This window comes from Candidatus Pelagibacter sp. HIMB1509 (assembly GCF_052047855.1).
Lineage (GTDB): Bacteria > Pseudomonadota > Alphaproteobacteria > Pelagibacterales > Pelagibacteraceae > Pelagibacter.
In genome coordinates, this window is the sequence record NZ_JBNAIU010000001.1 from 379851 (window position 1) to 399317 (window position 19467).

19 protein-coding genes are annotated in these 19467 nt (G+C 28.1%); 12 read left to right on the top strand and 7 right to left on the bottom strand.

The genetic code is table 11. The annotated features are described in order from the left end of the window. Together ACTTBO_RS01965 and ACTTBO_RS01970 are read left to right on the top strand one after the other, a co-directional pair. The gene (locus tag ACTTBO_RS01965) at positions 1 to 1197 is read left to right on the top strand and encodes a hypothetical protein (protein WP_440656049.1); all 1197 of its coding nucleotides are present in this window, start codon (positions 1 to 3) and stop codon (positions 1195 to 1197) included. 30 nt (positions 1198 to 1227) lie between these two features. Next, positions 1228 to 1521, top strand: a complete 294-nt coding sequence (locus tag ACTTBO_RS01970; protein WP_440656050.1) for a hypothetical protein — start codon at positions 1228 to 1230, stop codon at positions 1519 to 1521. Here ACTTBO_RS01970 and ACTTBO_RS01975 read toward each other — a convergent pair. Continuing rightward, positions 1518 to 1865: a DCC1-like thiol-disulfide oxidoreductase family protein gene (locus tag ACTTBO_RS01975; protein ID WP_440656052.1), complete on the bottom strand. Its 348-nt coding sequence runs from the start codon at positions 1863 to 1865 to the stop codon at positions 1518 to 1520. The genes ACTTBO_RS01970 and ACTTBO_RS01975 overlap by 4 nt on opposite strands. A gap of 86 nt (positions 1866 to 1951) precedes the next feature. Between ACTTBO_RS01975 and tldD the strand changes: the two genes are divergently transcribed. From tldD to ACTTBO_RS01990, 3 genes are read left to right on the top strand one after another with little or no spacing between them, the layout of a single operon-like run. Then, on the top strand, positions 1952 to 3364 hold the full coding sequence (gene tldD, locus ACTTBO_RS01980; RefSeq protein WP_440656053.1) for a metalloprotease TldD: 1413 nt from the start codon (positions 1952 to 1954) through the stop codon (positions 3362 to 3364). A gap of 3 nt (positions 3365 to 3367) precedes the next feature. Then, positions 3368 to 4684, top strand: a complete 1317-nt coding sequence (locus ACTTBO_RS01985; RefSeq protein WP_440656055.1) for a TldD/PmbA family protein — start codon at positions 3368 to 3370, stop codon at positions 4682 to 4684. Further along, a complete protein-coding gene (locus ACTTBO_RS01990; RefSeq protein ID WP_440656057.1) occupies positions 4681 to 5652 on the top strand; it encodes an NAD(P)-binding protein in 972 nt (323 codons plus the stop codon). The genes ACTTBO_RS01985 and ACTTBO_RS01990 overlap by 4 nt, the downstream gene beginning before the upstream one ends. A 2-nt stretch (positions 5653 to 5654) precedes the next feature. On the opposite strand, the gene ACTTBO_RS01995 is transcribed toward ACTTBO_RS01990, so the two are convergent. Further along, entirely contained in the window at positions 5655 to 6335 is a 681-nt protein-coding gene (locus ACTTBO_RS01995; RefSeq protein WP_440656059.1) for a DUF6134 family protein, read from the bottom strand. 44 nt (positions 6336 to 6379) lie between these two features. Here ACTTBO_RS01995 and yczE point away from each other — a divergent pair, with 44 nt between their 5' ends. Next, the gene (gene yczE / locus ACTTBO_RS02000; RefSeq protein ID WP_440656061.1) at positions 6380 to 7027 is read left to right on the top strand and encodes a membrane protein YczE; all 648 of its coding nucleotides are present in this window, start codon (positions 6380 to 6382) and stop codon (positions 7025 to 7027) included. Here the strand turns inward: yczE and typA are convergent. The 3 genes from typA to groES form a co-directional block, all read right to left on the bottom strand. Beyond that, positions 7024 to 8850 carry a translational GTPase TypA gene (typA, locus tag ACTTBO_RS02005; protein WP_440656063.1) on the bottom strand — a complete coding sequence of 609 codons (1827 nt, stop codon included), beginning with the start codon at positions 8848 to 8850 and terminating at the stop codon, positions 7024 to 7026. The two genes, yczE and typA, sit on opposite strands and share 4 nt — an antisense overlap. 272 nt (positions 8851 to 9122) lie before the next feature. Next, on the bottom strand, positions 9123 to 10787 hold the full coding sequence (gene groL / locus ACTTBO_RS02010) for a chaperonin GroEL (protein ID WP_075506444.1): 1665 nt from the start codon (positions 10785 to 10787) through the stop codon (positions 9123 to 9125). A gap of 23 nt (positions 10788 to 10810) precedes the next feature. Next, the gene (gene groES, locus ACTTBO_RS02015; protein WP_440633030.1) at positions 10811 to 11101 is read right to left on the bottom strand and encodes a co-chaperone GroES; all 291 of its coding nucleotides are present in this window, start codon (positions 11099 to 11101) and stop codon (positions 10811 to 10813) included. A 130-nt stretch (positions 11102 to 11231) separates the two neighbouring features. Here groES and ACTTBO_RS02020 point away from each other — a divergent pair, with 130 nt between their 5' ends. The 6 genes from ACTTBO_RS02020 to ACTTBO_RS02045 are packed head-to-tail and all read left to right on the top strand — an operon-like array spanning position 11232 to position 17639. Beyond that, the gene (locus ACTTBO_RS02020) at positions 11232 to 12050 is read left to right on the top strand and encodes a TIGR01459 family HAD-type hydrolase (RefSeq protein WP_440656064.1); all 819 of its coding nucleotides are present in this window, start codon (positions 11232 to 11234) and stop codon (positions 12048 to 12050) included. Beyond that, positions 12044 to 12967 (top strand): bifunctional riboflavin kinase/FAD synthetase, encoded by a 924-nt coding sequence (locus ACTTBO_RS02025; RefSeq protein ID WP_440656066.1) that lies wholly within the window; start codon positions 12044 to 12046, stop codon positions 12965 to 12967. Before ACTTBO_RS02020 ends, ACTTBO_RS02025 begins: the two co-directional genes overlap by 7 nt. Continuing rightward, positions 12964 to 15696: an isoleucine--tRNA ligase gene (gene ileS, locus ACTTBO_RS02030; RefSeq protein ID WP_440656068.1), complete on the top strand. Its 2733-nt coding sequence runs from the start codon at positions 12964 to 12966 to the stop codon at positions 15694 to 15696. The genes ACTTBO_RS02025 and ileS overlap by 4 nt, the downstream gene beginning before the upstream one ends. After that, the gene (lspA, locus tag ACTTBO_RS02035; protein ID WP_440656070.1) at positions 15693 to 16193 is read left to right on the top strand and encodes a signal peptidase II; all 501 of its coding nucleotides are present in this window, start codon (positions 15693 to 15695) and stop codon (positions 16191 to 16193) included. The genes ileS and lspA overlap by 4 nt, the downstream gene beginning before the upstream one ends. Further along, positions 16183 to 16485 (top strand): DUF3035 domain-containing protein, encoded by a 303-nt coding sequence (locus tag ACTTBO_RS02040; RefSeq protein WP_440656072.1) that lies wholly within the window; start codon positions 16183 to 16185, stop codon positions 16483 to 16485. The genes lspA and ACTTBO_RS02040 overlap by 11 nt, the downstream gene beginning before the upstream one ends. Beyond that, positions 16485 to 17639: a glucose-6-phosphate isomerase gene (locus ACTTBO_RS02045; protein ID WP_440656073.1), complete on the top strand. Its 1155-nt coding sequence runs from the start codon at positions 16485 to 16487 to the stop codon at positions 17637 to 17639. Before ACTTBO_RS02040 ends, ACTTBO_RS02045 begins: the two co-directional genes overlap by 1 nt. Here ACTTBO_RS02045 and rsmD read toward each other — a convergent pair. Both rsmD and purD read right to left on the bottom strand, forming a co-directional pair. Next, positions 17636 to 18196 (bottom strand): 16S rRNA (guanine(966)-N(2))-methyltransferase RsmD, encoded by a 561-nt coding sequence (gene rsmD / locus ACTTBO_RS02050; protein ID WP_440656075.1) that lies wholly within the window; start codon positions 18194 to 18196, stop codon positions 17636 to 17638. The genes ACTTBO_RS02045 and rsmD overlap by 4 nt on opposite strands. Then, positions 18196 to 19458 carry a phosphoribosylamine--glycine ligase gene (gene purD / locus ACTTBO_RS02055; RefSeq protein ID WP_440656077.1) on the bottom strand — a complete coding sequence of 421 codons (1263 nt, stop codon included), beginning with the start codon at positions 19456 to 19458 and terminating at the stop codon, positions 18196 to 18198. The genes rsmD and purD overlap by 1 nt, the downstream gene beginning before the upstream one ends. Between the last annotated feature and the right edge of the window lie 9 nt (positions 19459 to 19467).

Here is a 19467-nt window from a genome sequence, read left to right on the forward strand (position 1 = left end):
ATGAAAAAAATAAAAAAAAAACAAATTAAATCTGTTAAAAAAAGTAAAAAAAAATCTCAGTTAAAATCTAAAAAATCTAAAAAAATTTCTAAAGTTAAAAAAACAAAATCTAAGATTAACAAAAGTAATAAAAGAAAAACTAAAAAAAAAAATAATTTAATAGTTAAAACAAAAAAAATAGTTATTAGAAAAACTAAAAAAAAAAGTTTTTTATTAAAAATAATTAATTTTCAAAATTCACTTAAACCTGAATTCAAATTTAAAATAAATATTAATATAGAAAAATATATCCAAGCATTTTTTGATAAAATTTCTGAAACAATCAGTAATTATAAGGATCTTAAAAAAGAAGAGCAGAGAAGAATAAAACTTGAAAAACTGGAAAAAGAAAGACAGGAAAAATTAGCCATACAGCAAGAGAAGCAAAAAGAGCAAGAATTAAAGCTAAAACTAAATGAACAAGTATTAAAAGAAGAAATTAGACTAGAGAAACAAAGAACAAAAGAAATTAAGTTATTTCTAAGAAAAGAACAGGCTTTATTAAGAATTGAACAAGCTGAAAAGCAGAAAAAATTTTTACAACAATTAAAATTAGAAAAACAGATTGAAAAATTTAGAGTAAGAGAAGTTAAAGAATTAGAAAAATTAGAAAAAATATCACTAAAAGAAAAAAGAGAAGATTATGCAGGACTTCAACAGAGAATTGAAAAGTTAAAAGAGAAATATCGAATAATCAGGGATCAAAAAATAAGAGAGAGAGTAGAGGCCTTAGGAGTTAAAATTCAAGGTGACGAAGATAGAGAAACATTATTAAGGAAAGAAAAAGAATATACTTTAGCAAGGCAAAAAATCGAGTTTGCTCTTGAAAGCTTTTATAGAAGTGCAAGCAGTTTAGTTTTCCAATTAAATAAAAGACACATCACAAGACACATGTCTATTTTTCGATGTATCGATAGAAGATTTGAAACAGGTGAAATATTTGTTAAATGGGATGAAGCCCCTGATGAGGAATGGTTATTATTAATTTATATTAAAAATAATTCTCCTGACGAAGGTATAGTCATTGAAGATAAAACTAATCCTGAGAAAAATATCTCTCATGAATTCAAAAATAATGAAATATTTAAAGCTTCAGATACGATGGTGGATTCTTTAACTCAATTAATTGCAAGAAAAAGAGCCAAAAATAACAATTAATTATTACGTTTAATTTAAGTATTATTAGTTATGTTTTATGGAATAATTGCGATGGCGATTTTATATACTCTGTTAAGTTATATCCTTGCTTGGATCAGATATTTTAATAGTCAAGATGAAAGGCTAGGACAATCAACTTGGAGATGGAGTTATGATTATGAAGTTGATGGAGAAAGGGACATATCAGATTTAGATGATAAAAATTTTGTAAGACTAAGAAGAAAAAGAAATAAAATTATTACTCTTATGTATTCTGTAGTTTTAGTTATGTTTATTCTCTCAATGTCTTTATTGAGTCAAATTTTGATATTTTTTCTTAATTAATTTTTTAATTGTTTTTTATTTTTCAAATATAAAAAATACGCAACTATTTCATATCCATATTTAAAAATAGTAAAAATGATAGGAAGTTTAAAAAAATTATATAAGAATTTATATTTTGGTATTCTCTTCCATACATAAAGAAAAGCTTCTGCACCTTCAATTACCCGGTCATTTTCTTTAATGTGCAATCTTCTTAAAAGCTCTTTGTCATTTTTGGAAGTTTCTTTTTCTGCATCTCTGTTATCGGTAATATCTATCCAATCAATATCTTTAATATTTTCTTTTTTATACATATTGATTTCTGATCTACAGATTTTGCAAGAGTTATTAAAATAAACTTTCATATAAAATTATATTAACTTTAAAATTAAGCATGTAAATGCGCCAAATGATTAGTTGAAAATTAACAATAAAGCACTATCTAAGGTATGTGAGTAATTTTTTTGACAAATCTGATTTAACAAAAAAAGATGCTGATGCAATAGTATCTGATACATTACAAAATTGTGATGATGGTGAGCTATATTTGGAGGATACAAAATCCGAATCCATATTACTAGATGATAATAAAATTAAAAGCTCAAGCTATAGTTCAGATTTAGGTTTTGGATTTAGAGCAATCACAGGAGAGGTTGTTGCATATTCTCACTCTAATGAAATATCAAAAGATTCATTAAAAAAATCTTCTGAAAATTTAAAATCTACACTTAAGTCTATGAAAGGTACCTACAATCAAGATATTTCAAGATCTAATAGAAAATTTTATCAGGATATTAATCCCATAGAGCAAAAAACATTAAATTCTAAATTAGAAGTATTAAATAAAGTAAATGAGTATCTAAGGAAAAAAGATCAATCAGTAAAACAAGTTACTACGAGTTTTGCAGGTGAACAAAAATCTATTGAGATTATAAGATTAGGTGGTGAAGTATTAACAGATGTCCGACCATTAATTAGATTTAATGTATCTGTGATGTTAGAAAAAAATGGAAGAAAAGAAACTGGCGTTTACGGAATAGGTGGAAGACAATCTTATGATGAATATCTAAAAGATGACAATTGGAAAACTGTATGTGAGGAAGCTTTTAGAATTGCCTCAGTAAATTTAGAGAGCAAACCTGCTCCAGCAGGAGAAATGAAGGTTGTTTTAGGACCAGGATGGCCAGCGATTTTAATCCATGAAGCTATTGGACATGGTTTGGAGGGAGACTTTAATAGAAAAAAAACTTCTGCATTTCATGATCTTATGGGCCAAAAAGTTGCCAGTGAGGGAGTTACGATTGTTGATGATGGAACAATTGATAATAGAAGAGGTAGCTTAACTATTGATGATGAAGGGACACCAACAGAAAAAACAGTATTGATTGAAAATGGGATATTAAAGAATTTTATGCAAGATAGATTAAATGCTAGATTGATGAATACCAAATCGACTGGGTCAGGAAGAAGAGAAAATTATAGACACGTTGTTTTGCCAAGAATGAGAAATACAATGATGTTGAGCGGAAACCAAACTCAAGAAGAAATGATTAAATCAGTAGACAAAGGAATTTTTGCAGTAAGTTTTGGAGGAGGACAGGTTGACATTACATCTGGAAAATTTGTATTCAATTGCACTGAGGCATATGAAATTAATAATGGAAAGATCGGTTCACCAATAAAAGGGGCAACATTAATTGGAGATGGTCCGTCAATTCTAAAAGAAGTTTCCATGGTTGGTAATGATATGATGTTGGATCCTGGTATCGGAACTTGTGGTAAAGCTGGACAAGGTGTACCTGTTGGAGTAGCTCAACCTTCAATCTTAATCGATAAGATGACAGTAGGTGGGACTAAACTTTAAATTATGGTTAAGGATCAAGAATATTTAAGATCAAAAGCATCATATTGCTTAGATTTAGCTAAAAAATTAGGTGCAACTGGATCAAGTGTAACAGTAGGTCATTCTATCTCTGAAACTGTAAATTTTAGAAATAATACTTTAGACGAGTCTAATAGATCTGATGGATTGGCAATAAGCATTGAGACTTATTTGGGAAAAAAAAGATCCTCAATTTCTTCATCAAACTTATTAGATGATAATATTAAAACATTAATAGAAAAATGTTTTGAAACAACCAAAAATACTCCTGAAGATGAATTTAATTCTTTACCAGATAAAGATCTTTTAGCTAAAGAAATTAAAAATTTAAATTTATATGATGAAACACACTTTGATAATGAAAAAAAAATTGAATATTTGAAAGAACTTGAGAGTGTTGCATCTTCAGAAGAAAAAATCATAAATACAGAATCTAGTTTTACTGAAAATAAATCTAATTTTATTTTAGCAAATACTGATGGATTTTGTGATGGATACAAATCATCTTCATTTAGTGCATCATGCGTTACTGTTGCTAAAGATGAAAATAGCATGGAAAGAGACTATGAATTTACAAGCAAACGCCACCTATCAGACATTAAGGGTGCAAAAGAACTTGGTCAAAAAGCTTCTGAGCAAACCATAAGAAAATTAAGCCCCAACAAAATTGGAAGTGAAAAAATAAGCATTATATTTGATAAAAGGATAGCTAAAGGAATGTTAGGAGCTTTTGCTGGAGCCATATCATCATCTGCGATTTCTAGAGGAACATCTTTTCTTAAAGATAAAATTAATGAACAAATATTTACAGAAACAATAAACGTAATTGATAAACCAGATATAAATAAAGGTGTTGGATCTCAAATTTTTGATTCAGAGGGGGTAAAATCAGATACTTTAAATCTTGTACAAAACGGTATCTTAAAAAATTATCTAGTCGATACGTACAATGGAAAAAAACTTAACTTAAAATCAAATGGAAGATCTGGTGGTACAACAAATTTGTATTTTGATAATGGGAATGTTAGTTTCGAAGACTTATTAAAAAGTAACTCAAAACACATTTATGTAACAGAAACAATTGGTCATGGAAGTAATTTGGTTACAGGAGATTATTCAGTAGGTGCAACAGGTTTTTTAATTGAAAATGGTGAATTTAAATTTCCAGTAAATGAGATAACAATTGCAGGAAATTTTAAAGATATGTTCAAAAATATAACTTTAGCTAGTGATTTAGATTTTGAATATTCTATCAACTCACCAACTATGATGATAGAGGGAATGACAGTTGCAGGTAAATGAGCACTTACTGCGTAATTGGGTCAGGAATATCTGGTGCTACAATTTCAAATTTATTAAATAAAAAACATTCTGTAGATCTCTATGATAAAGCAAGAGGTCCTGGTGGGAGATCATCATTTAAAAGGCTAGATAAAAAAATAGGCTTTGATCATGGCGTTCAATATATTTCCCCTAAGAGTACTGAGTTTAAAAAATTTACGACAAAACTCATAGCAAAAAAAATATTAAAAAATTGGAAGGGTCAGCATATTTTTCAAAATAAAAAAATAAAAGAAAATAAAAATCATCAAAAAATAATTGGTAGGCAAGGTAATAATGATATTAGCAAGTATTTATTAAAAAAAATTAATTGCAATTTTCAAAAAGAATTAAAAAAAATTGATTATAATAAAAACCAATGGAAACTTACCTTTGCTGATGGTGATATTAAATTTTATGACAATCTCATTTTAACGTGCCCACATCCTCAATTACTTAAATTAGCAAAAAAATTTATTAATCATTCATTTATTAAAAAAAAATTAAAAATGGATGCAAATATTACAGTCATGATAAAAATAAAAAAAACAAAAAAAAATATAAGTAGTTTTTTGTTTGATGATCAAATTTTAGGTTGGGCTGCTAGAGAAAATAGTAAATTAAGATTTAAAAGTATTAATGAATTTTGGACACTTCAAAGTACGGCAATGTGGGCAAATAAAAAAATTTTGAAAAATAAAGAAAATAAAGATTTGAATTCTAAAATATTAATTAATAAATTTTTTAATCTTACTGGTATTAAAAAAAGCAACATCCTTTTTTCTTTAAATCATGGATGGATGTATTCATCAAATTCAAAACCTTTAAAAATTAAAAGTTATTGGAACTCAAAAATTAATTTAGGAGTTTGTGCTGATTGGTTTGTTGGACCTAGGCTAGAAGCGGGATGGATAAGTGCCAATGATCTTTTCAAGAAAATAAGCAGATAAAATTACTCAATATTTTTAATTCTATACTCCCAACTTCCCATTCTTTCATAGGTAACTTTAACTATCACTGAAGTTTTTTTATCAAGCCATATATCAAAATTTAATCTTTTATCTTCTGGAAGTGTCATATCTTTAGAAGTGAGTTTAAAATGATCAGTATCAAATTCCTTCCCATTGATTGTGATTTTTTCTTTACCAATAAATGTAACCAGTTGTTCTTTTATACTTCCGGAAATAGGGCTAATTTGGCTTTCTGCCTGTAACAATTTATGGCTCCACCAATTTCCAATTGTATTTTTCAAAGAAGCTTCACCAGAAAAAGAAGATCCTTGAATATCAAATTTATTAGTTTGATTATTTAATATTAAATTTACAAATTTTTCTTTTTTATTCTGACGTGTTTTGGATTTAAAGGAAATTAAATTATCTCCTAAATATTTTTCTTCTCCAAAACCTTCTACTTCAAAAATAGTTGCTCCAAGTAGTTTTACTGTAAATTTATATTTATTATTTACGGTTGTTTTATTGTCTTTCCTAGAAAAAGAATAATTATTATATCCTATAACTTCATTATTTCTTAAGATTTCAAGTTCAATTTTTTTGAAGTTATTATAATGACCAACATGTGCGTTTGAGTTAAAAGTAAATAAAAAAAATATAATAATAGTATAAAATTTTTTCATGATAATAATATAAATAAAAATTAATCTAAAAGTATCAATATTTAATGTTCCTATCTATAAAAAATATTCCAAAAGTAAATTGGAGCTCAAACGAAAGTTTGAACTTCAAGCCAAAATTTTCAACATCATTTTTTTTAATTTTTGGTTTAACAATTTTTGGTTTTGGAGAAGGTTTATTAATTTTATCAACAACTGGAAACTCACCCTGGTCAGTATTAGCTGAAGGAATTTCACTTAACTCGAATTTATCAATTGGTGCAGCAACTTTTTTTGTAAGTGTAGGAGTACTTTTTTTATGGATTTTTTTAAAACAAAAACCAGGTCTTGGAACAATATTTAATATCATCGTGATTGCAGCCATGATTGATTTCACTCTAAATTATTTTCAACCACCTTCATCTCTTTTTACAAAATACTTATTAGCAGTTCTTTCAGTAATTTTAGTAGGACTTGGTAGTGGTATTTATTTAGTAGCTAATCTTGGTCCAGGTCCACGAGATGGTTTAATGACAGGACTAACAAAAACAACAAATTTACCTTTAGCCTTGGTAAGAGCTTTCTTAGAAATTACAGTTGTAATTATTGGTTGGTATTTAGGTGGGACCGTTGGAGTGGGCACACTTATATTTGCTTTTGGAATTGGCCCCTGTGTAGCTTTAGGATTATTTTTAGTTGGAAAAATATTTAACTAAGCAGCTGCGCTAGTTTTCTCACTTCTTTTTCTTTCATGAGGATCAAGAATTGCTTTTCTCAATCTACAAGACACAGGTGTAATCTCTAATGCTTCATCACTGTTAAGCATACTTAGTTGTTCAGCTATTGACATTTTTCTAACAGGAGTAAGAACGACGTTTTCGTCTGTTCCTTGTGTTCTCATATTTGTTAATTTTTTTCCTTTCATGACATTTATAATCATGTCGCCTGGTTTTGGTGATAATCCAACAATCATTCCTGGATAAACAGGATCATTATGAGTAACAAACATTTCTCCTCTCGCTTGAAGGTTAAAGATTGCAAAAGCTACTGCTTTTCCTTGTTCCATTGCAATTAATGCACCATTTCTTCTACCTTCCATTTCACCTTCAAAAGGACCGTAGTCATGGAAAATTCTATTAATTACACCTTCCCCTTTAGTAAGAGTTAGAAATCTACTTGTGTATCCCATCAAACCTCTCGTAGGTGCATGAAATATCAATCTTTTCTTATTTGTACCAGTATCTTTTAGTTCAATTAATTTACCTTTTCTTCTATTCATTGAGTCGATTACCTTTGAAGAGTGTTCTTCATCTAAATCCATAGTAATTTCTTCAATTGGTTCAAGTTTGTTTCCTTGATTATCAGTTTTATATAAAACTTTTGGTGGACTTACCGTCATTTCAAAACCTTCTCTTCTCATTTGAGTAAGAAGTATTTCTAACATTAATTCACCTCGTCCACTTACAACGAATGAATCTTTTCCATCATTTTCTGAAAAAGTAATTCCTACATTGTTTTGTGCTTCTTGAACTAATCTTTCTCTAATTTGAGTACTTGTAAGTTTTTTACCTTCTGTACCTGCCAAAGGAGAAGTATTAACAGTTATTGTAATCGACATTGTTGGGGGATCAATCGGAGTCGCTGGTATAGGATCATTAACTTCCAAATTACAAATTGTATCAGCAACATTTGCTTTTTCTAATCCTGCTACAACGACAATGTCTCCTGCTTCTCCAACATCAATTGGAACTTTTTTAGTTCCTTCATATCTAAATATCTTTGTTAATTTTCCTTCATCAACTTTTTCACCATTTAAATTAATAGCTTTGATTGGTTGATTTGCTTTTGCTGTCCCTTGTGTAATTCTACCTACTAGACTTCTACCTAAAAAACTGTCTGAATAAAGTAATGTTGATAACATTGCAAAAGGTTTGGTTTTATCTAATTCGGCTGGTTTAACGTGCTCCACAATTAAGTCTAATAAAGGATTTAAATTTTCTCTTGGCCCATCTACCTCATGATCAGCCCATCCAGATCTTCCACTTGCATATAAAACAGGAAAATCTAATTGTTCTTCATTTGCATCTAAACTTACAAATAAATCAAAAGTTTCATCTAAGACCTCATTAGCTCTTTGATCTGCTTTATCCAATTTATTAATAACTACAATTGGTTTTAAACCTTGTTTTAATGCTTTCGATAAAACAAATTTTGTTTGAGGCATAACTCCTTCTGCAGAGTCAATTAATAAAAGAGCTCCATCAGCCATGCTCAAAACTCTTTCAACTTCTGCTGCAAAATCTCTGTGGCCAGGCGTATCGATAATATTTATTCTTGAGTCATTCCAGTTAATAGATGCAGGTTTTGCAAGAATTGTAATTCCTCTTTCTTTTTCTAGTTCCCCAGAGTCCATTAATCTTTCATCAACAACTTCATTTTCTCTAAATGATCCACTTTGTTTCATTAAATTATCAATCAAAGTAGTTTTGCCATGGTCGACATGGGCTATGATTGTGATGTTTCTTATATTGTTGCTCATAAATTGTGGCTCTTATACATATTTAATTTGATATTAAAACTTAAAAAAACTCATTACTGGCTTGATTAATTTAAATAACTTGTGATTAATTAGGCTTTTTTTGTTTATCTTTTTTAAGTTTCCTTTTTTCTTTAAAACTTAATTTGGGTTTCTTTTTTACACTCGAATCCTTAAATGACTTTCCGCTGTATCTTTTTGACATAATTTAATTTTGCATAAAAAAAAGGCCATCATGTGATGGCCTTTTAAATTTTAGTTTTAGAGTAGTGGGATTACATTCCCATTCCACCCATTCCACCCATGCCGCCCATACCACCAGGCATACCACCAGGCATTCCACCACCAGCAGCATCTTTTTCCTCAGGTTTGTCAGCAATCATCGCTTCTGTAGTTACTAATAATCCAGATATTGAAGCAGCATCTTGTAGAGCAGTTCTTACAACTTTAACAGGATCTATAATTCCTTTAGCGAACATATCGCAATATTCTTCGCTTTGTGCATCATATCCATGTGTTTTTTTATTTTGCTCTAACAATTTACCAACAACTACTGAACCATCTACACCAGCATTTTTAGTAATTTGTCTGATTGGAGCTTCAAGTGCTTTTCTAACAAGCTCTACTCCAGCTTTTTGATCATCACCTTTTGCTTTAACCTTATTAAGGTCTTGAGCAGCGTAAAGTAATGCACAACCACCGCCAGTTACAATACCTTCTTCAACTGCGGCTCTTGTTGCGTTCAAAGCATCTTCAACTCTATCTTTTCTTTCTTTAACTTCAACTTCAGTTGCACCACCAACTTTTATTACAGCAACTCCGCCAGCTAGTTTTGCAAGTCTTTCTTGAAGCTTCTCTCTGTCATAGTCAGAAGTTGTTTCATCAATTTGTTGTTTAATTGAAGCACATCTTCCTTCGATATCAGATTTTTTACCACTTCCATTAACAATGGTACTGTTATCTTTATCTACTTTAACTTTCTTACATGAACCTAGGTCATCAAGTTTAACATTTTCAAGTTTAATTCCTAAATCTTCAGAAATAACCTGACCTCCTGTTAAAATAGCAATATCTTCAAGCATTGCTTTTCTTCTGTCACCAAAACCAGGTGCTTTTACAGCAACAACTTTTAGACCACCTCTTAACTTGTTTACAACTAAAGTTGCTAAAGCTTCTCCTTCAACATCTTCAGAAATAATCATTAATGGTCTACCTGCTTGAACAACAGCCTCTAAAAGAGGAACCATTGGTTGTAGGTTTGTTAATTTTTTTTCATGTAAAAGAATGAAAGGATTATCTAATTCAGTAGTCATTTTATCACTATTAGTAATAAAGTATGGTGATAAATAACCTCTGTCGAATTGCATACCTTCAACAACGTCTAGTTCAGTTTCAATTCCTTTATTTTCTTCAACTGTTATAACACCTTCGTTTCCAACTTTTTGCATTGCTTTTGCAATCATAGTTCCAATTTCTTTATCACCATTTGCAGAAATAGTTCCAACTTGTGCAATTTCATCACTGTCTTTTACTTTTTTAGCCGATGCTACTAAGTTTTCTTTTACAACTTCAACCGCTGCATCAATTCCTCTCTTAACATCCATAGGATTCATGCCAGCAGTTACGTATTTTACACCTTCTCTAACAATTGCTTGGGCAAGAATAGTTGCAGTTGTTGTACCATCACCAGCTTCATCATTTGTTTTGCTAGCAACTTCTTTAACCATCTGCGCACCCATGTTTTCAAACTTATCTTCAAGATCAATTTCTTTAGCAACAGAAACACCATCTTTAGTAATTCTAGGCGCACCATAAGATTTATCCATTACAACGTTTCTTCCTTTAGGACCCAAAGTTACTTTAACAGTATCAGCTAAGATATTTACTCCTCTAATCATAGCTGCTCTTGCTTCAGCATCAAATTTAACAACTTTTGCCATTTTGTTTTCTCCTTTAAATTAAATTACTTACTTGAAATACCCATAATGTCAGACTCTTTCATTATGCTATATTCTTTGCCATCTATTTTGACTTCAGTCCCTGACCATTTGCCAAATAAAACTTTGTCACCAACTTTAACATCCATTGGAATTGTTTTTCCATCTTCTGTTTTAGCTCCACCACCAACAGCAATAACTTTTCCCTCTTGAGGCTTTTCTTGAGCTGTATCTGGTATAATTATTCCGCCAGCAGTTTTTTCACTACTGTCTAAAACTTCGATTAGTACTCTGTCATGTAACGGTTTAAACTTCATAAATCTCCTTTATAATTCTATATAAATATGAGCCTCATATAGATATTTCGTAGCCTATTTCAAGATTAGAGAATCTTTTTAGAGTAATTATGCTAGGAAAATCTAAATATTATGGTTTATAGGTAAAATAATGACTAAAAATTTAGACCGAGACGGCCTTCAGTCAATTGTTGATAATTATGACTTATTTTATATTGATTTATGGGGGGTTATTCATAATGGTGTCAAATTACATAACTCAGCAATATCAACTCTAAATGAATTAAAGAAAAAAAATAAAAGTTTTGTTCTTTTAACTAATGCTCCAAGACCAAACACTACAGTGAATAAATTTTTAGAAAAAATGGGAATGAGTAAAGATTTGACAAAGCATGTTTATACGTCGGGCGAGGCAGCTTTAAATTTTTTAAAAACATCTTTCAAATCTAAGAATTTTTTTCATATAGGTCCCCCAAGAGATTTTGATTTGTTCAATGAATTTAAAAATAATAAATCAACTGAACTAAATGATAGTGAATATTTACTTTGTACAGGTTTATTCGATGACCATGAAGATGATTTAAGTTATTATAAAAACCTACTTGAAAAACACACAACAAAAAAAATGATTTGTACTAACCCTGATTTAATTGTTGATCGAGGAAATATTAGAGAATTGTGCGCAGGTTCAGTTGCTATGGTTTTTGAAAAAATGGGTGGAGAAGTAATTTATTTTGGTAAACCTCATGCGGAGGTTTATAACCAGTCCATAGACAATATTGGTAAGAAAGTTTTGGCAATTGGTGATAATTTAAATACAGATATAAAGGGTGCTAACTTATTAAATTATCATTCCTTGTTGGTTTGTAACGGAATTCATAAAGAAGAGATACAAAATAAAGGAGTTACTGAAGTTTCAAAGGAGTATGAAGCTATCGTTAATTTTACTCAAACAGAATTAAAATGGTAAAGTTATATAAAAATTTCAATATTAATAATCACCATAAAAATTCAATTATATTAATTGGAAATTTTGATGGTCTTCATTTAGGACATCAAAAATTATTTAAATTAGCTCTATCATATAAAAAAAAATATAATTCAAAAATTGGTGTGATTAATTTTGATCCAATGCCCAAGATGTATTTTAACAATTCATTGAAGAATTTTAAAATTTCGTCTGTAAATCAAAAATTAGAATTACTTAAAGAATTAAACGTAGATTTTATAATTACAAAAAAATTTGATAAAAATTTTTCTAAAATAAAATCAACTAAATTTATAAAGGAAATTTTATATAAAAAACTCAATTGTAAGTTTATATTTGTAAGTAATAATTTTAGATTTGGAAATAAAAGAGAAGGTGATGTTAAATTACTTATACAAAATGAAAAAAATTATAATTATAAAGTAATCAAACCAAAGCCACTTTTAAAAAGTAAAAAAATAGTATCTTCAACGATAATAAGAAATTTATTAGAAACAGGCAATTTAAATCAAGCTAATAAATTTTTAGGAAGAGAATGGACCATTGATGGAATGGTTCAAAAGGGAAGACAAGTTGGAAAAAAAATTGGTTTTCCAACATGTAATATAGATATTAAGGATTATGTCTTAGCACAGCCAGGAGTTTATGCAGTAAGAGTACTAAGGAAAAAAAATCAAAAAAAATTGAATGGCATAGCAAATCTTGGCTATAGACCCACATTTAATCAAAAAAAAATCTTACTTGAGGTGCATTTGTTTAATTTTTCTGGAAATCTTTATAATAAGCTTTTATCAGTGCAGTTTTTAAAGTTTATTAGAAAAGAAAAAAAATTTAAGAATGTTGTTCAACTTAAAAGACAAATTAAATCTGATTTAAATATTGCAAAAAAAACTAAATGAGTAAATCTAATATAAATTTACCTAAAACAGCTTTCTCTATGAAGGCCAATTTACCTATCAGAGAGCCTGAGATTCTGGATTATTGGCAAAAAATAAATCTTTATGATCAATTGAGAAAATCTAGTAAAGGCAAAGAAAAATTTATTTTACACGATGGCCCTCCCTATGCAAACGGCAATATTCATATGGGCACAGCATTAAATAAAATTTTAAAAGATATAATTGTAAAATTTCATCAAATGGATGGAAAAGACTCAATTTATGTCCCTGGATGGGATTGTCATGGTTTGCCCATTGAATGGAAAATAGAAGAAGAATACAAAAAAAATAAGAAAAATAAAAATGATGTTCCTATAGTTGAGTTCAGAAAAGAGTGTAGATCTTTTGCAGAAAAATGGATTGAGATTCACAAAGGTCAATTTAAAAGATTAGGCGTAGTTGGTGATTGGGAAAATTATTATTCTACAATGAGCTTTGATGCGGAGGCTCAAATAGTAAGAGAGCTAGGAAAATTTCTTAAAGAAGGAAGTTTATATCGAGGTTATAAACCAGTTTTATGGTCAACTGTTGAAAAAACTGCACTTGCTGATGCAGAAGTAGAATACCAAGATCATAAGTCAGATACTATATATACATCTTTTCCAGTAAGGTCGTCTAAGATCAAAGAATTAGAAAACAGTGAAATTGTAATTTGGACCACAACACCATGGACGATTCCTGCAAACAAAGCTTTAGCTTATAATGAAGCATTAGAATACGTTTTATTACAAGTTAATGATGAGGGAGATTTTCAAAACAGAAAAATAGTTGTCGCACAAGCTTTACTTGAGTCAGTCATAAATGAATGCGGCATTAAAAATTATAAAGAGATTAAAAAGTTTAAAGGAAAAGAGTTTAAAGATACTGTTTGTAACCATCCTTTTTTAAACTTAGGTTATGAAACTGAAATCCCAATGTTAGAAGCAAGATTCGTGACGACAGAGCAGGGTACAGGAATAGTTCATTGTGCGCCAAGTCATGGACCAGATGATTTTAATTTATGTTTAAATAATGGAATAAAAGCAATAGAGACAGTTGATGGTGATGGGAAATATACAAATAATGTAAAATTATTTGAAGGTATTCATATTTTTAAAGCTAACCCAATAGTAATTGAAAAACTTAAAGAGCAAAAAAATTTATTATCAAATGGTGAACTAGTTCATTCTTATCCTCATTCTTGGAGATCAAAAGCACCATTGGTTCATAGAGCAACACCACAGTGGTTCATCTCCATGGAAAGTCATAAATTAAGAGATAAAGCATTAAAAGCCATTGATGACACAACATTTTATCCAAGTAAGGGAAAAGAAAGATTAAAATCTATGATCGAAACTAGACCTGATTGGTGTGTTTCTAGACAAAGAGTATGGGGTGTGCCTTTACCAATTTTTATTAACAAAAAAACCAAAGAAATTTTAGTTGATGACGAAGTTAATGAAAATATTGCATCGATTTATGAAAAAGAGGGATCAGATTGTTGGTTTTCAGACGATCCACAAAGATTTTTAGGAGATAAGTATAAAGCTAAAGATTTTGATAAATTAACTGATATTGTTGAAGTTTGGTTTGATAGTGGCTCAACTCACTCATTTGTACTAGAGAAAAGAAATGACCTTAAATGGCCAGCATCAATGTATTTAGAAGGTTCAGATCAACATAGAGGATGGTTTCATTCATCATTATTAGAAGCATGTGGAACCAGAGGTAGAGCTCCATTCGAATCAATTCTATCTCATGGTTTTGTCGTGGATGGCAAAGGTCTAAAGATGTCTAAATCGCTTGGAAATGTGATTGCACCAGAAGATATCTTAAAAAAATATGGAGCAGATATTTTGAGAATTTGGGTAGCATCATCGAATTATGCAGAAGATTTAAGAATAGATTATTTAATTTTAGATCAACATGCAGACTCTTATAGAAAAATTAGAAATACATTTAGATATTTACTTGGAAATATAAACGATAACTTTGAAACAGTTGATTTTGATCAACTTAAAGTTGATGAGTTGCCTGAATTAGAGCAACTAATGTTACACAAAATTTTTGTTCTAAACGAAAAGTTTAAGCAATATTTTAATAATTATGATTTTCATAATTTATATAAAGAATTATTAAATTTTTGTACGATAGATTTATCTGCATTTTATTTTGATATTAGAAAAGATAATCTTTATTGTGATCCAAAAGATTCAAAAAATAGAAAATCAACAATAATACTACTAAATATTATAGTTAATTCTTTATTGAAGTGGTTTGCGCCAATTTTATCTTTTACAACAGAGGAAATTTTCAGGTTACTATTTAATGATAAAAAAAGTATTCATTTAGAAAAATTTTTAGAATTTCCTATAAAATTTAAGAATAATAAACTGAGTGAAAAATGGTTAGAATTAATTAAAATTAGAAATATCTGTAATATCAGTATAGAGGAAAAAAGAGCTAACAAAGAAATAGGTTCAAGTTTAGAAGCTGATTTGAAAATAATGCTTAATCAAAAACTTAAAAACATTGCAAATAATGTTGATTTCTCTGAAATTTGTATCACATCAAAAGCTGAAGTTGTTTATAAAGATGACGTAGATATAACCGTAACTACAACTAAAGCAAAGGGATCAAAGTGCTCAACTTGTTGGAAAATTAAAGATGAGCCGTGTCAAAGAACTAGTTGTTCTATGAATTTAAAATGATTTTAAAAAAATTAGGAAATTTTTTTTTTATTAATTTGTTTTTAGTTTCGTTAATTTTTTTAATTGATAGATTATCTAAAATTTATGTAATTTATTTAAACAATAAATCTTTTGAAAATGATATTTTTATTTCAAAATTTTTGAACATCACTTTAGTATGGAATCAAGGCATTGCATTTGGACTTTTTGCTTTAAGAGAAAATTTATATAATATTTTAACAAGTATAATTTTTCTTATAATTTTAATAATTGTATACATATTGTTTAAATCAAAAGGATTTAAAAGATATTCACTTATATTTATTTTAGGTGGAGCCACCGGTAATCTCTTTGATCGAATTTATTATAAAGCAGTTCCTGATTTTATTGATTTTCATGTTGGTGAATTTCATTGGTTTATTTTTAATGTTGCTGACATATTTATTACAGTAGGAATAATTTTTATGATATTTATAGAAATTATAGAAAATCAAAATTCAAAAATTTATGAAAAATAAAATTCTTTTACTATTAAGTTTAATCTTATTACTTTCATCTTGTGGAACTGCAAAAAAAGCATTTTCTAATCAAAAAAAAAATAGTAGTGATGAATTTTTAATTGAAAAAAAAGCACCACTTGTAATGCCACCAAATTACGGTGATTTGCCAATACCCGAAAATAGCGAAGTGACCAAAAAACAAAATATTAACGAAATACAAAAATTAATTAAAAGTGATGAAAAAGAAAAAATAGATAATTCAAATTCTTCGTTAGAGGAAAATCTATTAGATAAAATTAAAAAAAAATAATGTTTACAAGTAGAATTAATTTTGAAAACTTTAAATTAAAAAAAAATAAAACTTTAATAAATAAAAATTTAAAAATTCTGTTAAACGAAAATAATGAAATTTTGAGATCTTTAAGTATAAATTATAAAAATTCTTATAATAAAGAAATTTTAAAAAAATTTAAAAAAAATTCAAATTTTAGAATATTTGGAATGGGTGGTTCTATTCTAGGAACTCAAACTATTTATGAATTTTTAAAAAAAAAAATTAAAAAAAATTTTACATTTATTGATAATTTGCAAATAAATGAAAATAGATTTCAAAATAAAAAATTTACAAATATTGTTGTTTCTAAATCAGGTAATACAATCGAAACTATTGTTAATTCGAACGTTTATATAAAAAAAAAAGATAATAATATATTTATCACAGAAGATAAAAAAAATTATTTATCTTTGATAGCAAAAAAATTAAAAGCCGAAATTATTCATCATAATAATTTTATAGGAGGTCGTTATGCTGTTTTGTCAGAAGTAGGAATGTTACCTGCGGAACTAATGGGGTTAAATCCAAAATATTTTAAACAATTTAATTCGTTAATTAAAAATAAAAATTTTTTAAATGAACTTACTGCTAGTGTTGCATCAATTCTTCATTTTATAAAAAATAAAAAATATAATTCGGTTATCATAAACTATGATGAAAAATCTGAAAATTTATTTAAATGGTATCAACAATTAGTTGCTGAAAGTTTAGGAAAAGAAAAAAAGGGTATTTTACCAATAATTTCTAACATGCCTAAGGATAATCATAGTGTTATGCAACTTTATCTAGATGGATTTCAAAATAATTTTTTTACTTTTTTTTATGTAAATGAAAAGAAATCTCAAAAAATAAATAATAAGCAGCTATTAAAAAATTATGAATTTTTGAAAAATAAAAATATTTCTAATGTAATCTATGCTCAAAAGAAAGCCACAGAAAATGTTTTTAAAAAAAAAAAAATTCCTTTTAGAAGTTTTGAAATTATAAAACGAGATGAAAAATCCTTAGGTGAATTATTTTGCTTCTTTATGTTGGAAACAATTTTGCTTGGAAAGTGCCTAAATTTAAATCCATATAATCAACCTGCAGTAGAATTAATAAAAAAAGAGACAAAAAAAATTTTAATTTAATATTTTAAAAATATAATCTTTGAAATTCCGTATGTTTTTTCCTCAATAATTTTAAAATTTGAGGGAAACATATCATTTGAATTTTTATGTCTGTGCAAAATGATAATACCATTTTCGTTAAGTAATTTTTCAGTTTCAATATTTTTCAAAATTGTATCTATATTTTTATCTTTATATGGTGGGTCCAAAAAAATTACATCAAATCGATAATTAAGTTTGCCTATTGTTTTTCTATCATAAGCGTCTTTTTCTATAACAGAATAATTGTCAATTGATTTTAAATTAGATAAGTTTTTTTTTAATATTGATAAAACTTGCTTATAGTTCTCAATAAAAATAACTCGATCCGCACCTCTTGATAAACATTCTAAACCAAATGAACCAATTCCTGAAAATATATCTAAAATAATTGGTCTATTAGTCAAAATCTTAAATTTATTCGAATGGTTTAATATATTAAAAATAGACTCTTTTGTTAAATCTTTTAAAGGTCTTGTATTTAAATCTTTTGGCTCAAGTAATTTTTTTCCTTTAAATTCACCAGAAATAATTCGCATCAGTCTATTACTTTATAACCGATGTCTTTTCTAAAAAATCCGGAATTCCAATCTAGCTTATAAATGTTATCAATTATTTGGTTTTTAGCATCTGCAAAATTATTAGATAAGGAAACAAAATTAAATACTCTTCCACCAATTGCATATATTTTTTTATTTTCTATTTTGGTACCTGCATGAAATAAAAAATTATCACTATTTAATTTAATTTTATCTAAATTATTTATCTCAATATTCTTTTTATATGACTCAGGATATCCTTTCGAGCAAATAACTATACAGAGACTTTTTTTACTAAACCATTCTATATTAATTTCATTTAGCCTTTGTTTGCAGCAAGAAATAAAAATATCACAAATATCTGTTTTAAGTTTTGGTAGTATTGTTTGACATTCTGGGTCACCCATTCTTACATTGTATTCAATTAAATAAGGTTCATTATCAACTATCATAAGCCCTGAATATAAAAATCCTTTATATTCAGTTCCCATCTCAGATAAGCCTTTCAAAGTAGGTTGAATAATTTTGTCTATAATTTTTTTTTCTAAATTTTTATTTATAAGCCTTGATGGTGAATAAGCACCCATGCCACCAGTATTTTTACCCTTATCGCCCTCTAAAACTCTCTTGTGATCTTGAGCTGTATCAAAATTTTTAAATGTTTTACCATCATGTATTGTAAAAAAACTCATCTCCTCACCTTCTAAAAATTCTTCAATAAGTAAGTTGTCAGTAGCACCAAATTTTCCATCAAATATTTCTTTTACTGCTATAAAAGCTTGATCTATATTTTCACAGATATAAACCCCTTTACCAGAAGCTAAATTGTCTGCTTTTATTACTAATGGGTATTTTGCTTTTTCTAAAAATTTATTTGATTCATTTATATTTTTAAATATTCCAAATTTTGCTGTTGGAATATTATACTTCTCACATAATTGCTTTGTAAAAATTTTAGAGCCCTCTAATTGTGAAGCTTTTTTATTTGGTCCAAAGACTTTAATTTTAAATTCTTCCAGATAATCAACCAAACCTTCAACTAATGGTTTTTCAGGCCCAATGACTATTAAATCTATTTTATTATCTAATATGTATTCTTTAATTTCATGAAAATTTTCTAAGTCTATATTTATATTTTTTGCTAAAGAAGCAGTCCCTGCATTTCCGGGAAAACAAAATATCTCATCAACTTTGTATGATTTGCTTAAGCTTTGGCATAAAGCATGTTCTCTTCCACCACTTCCTATTATTCCAACTTTCATATAAAACTA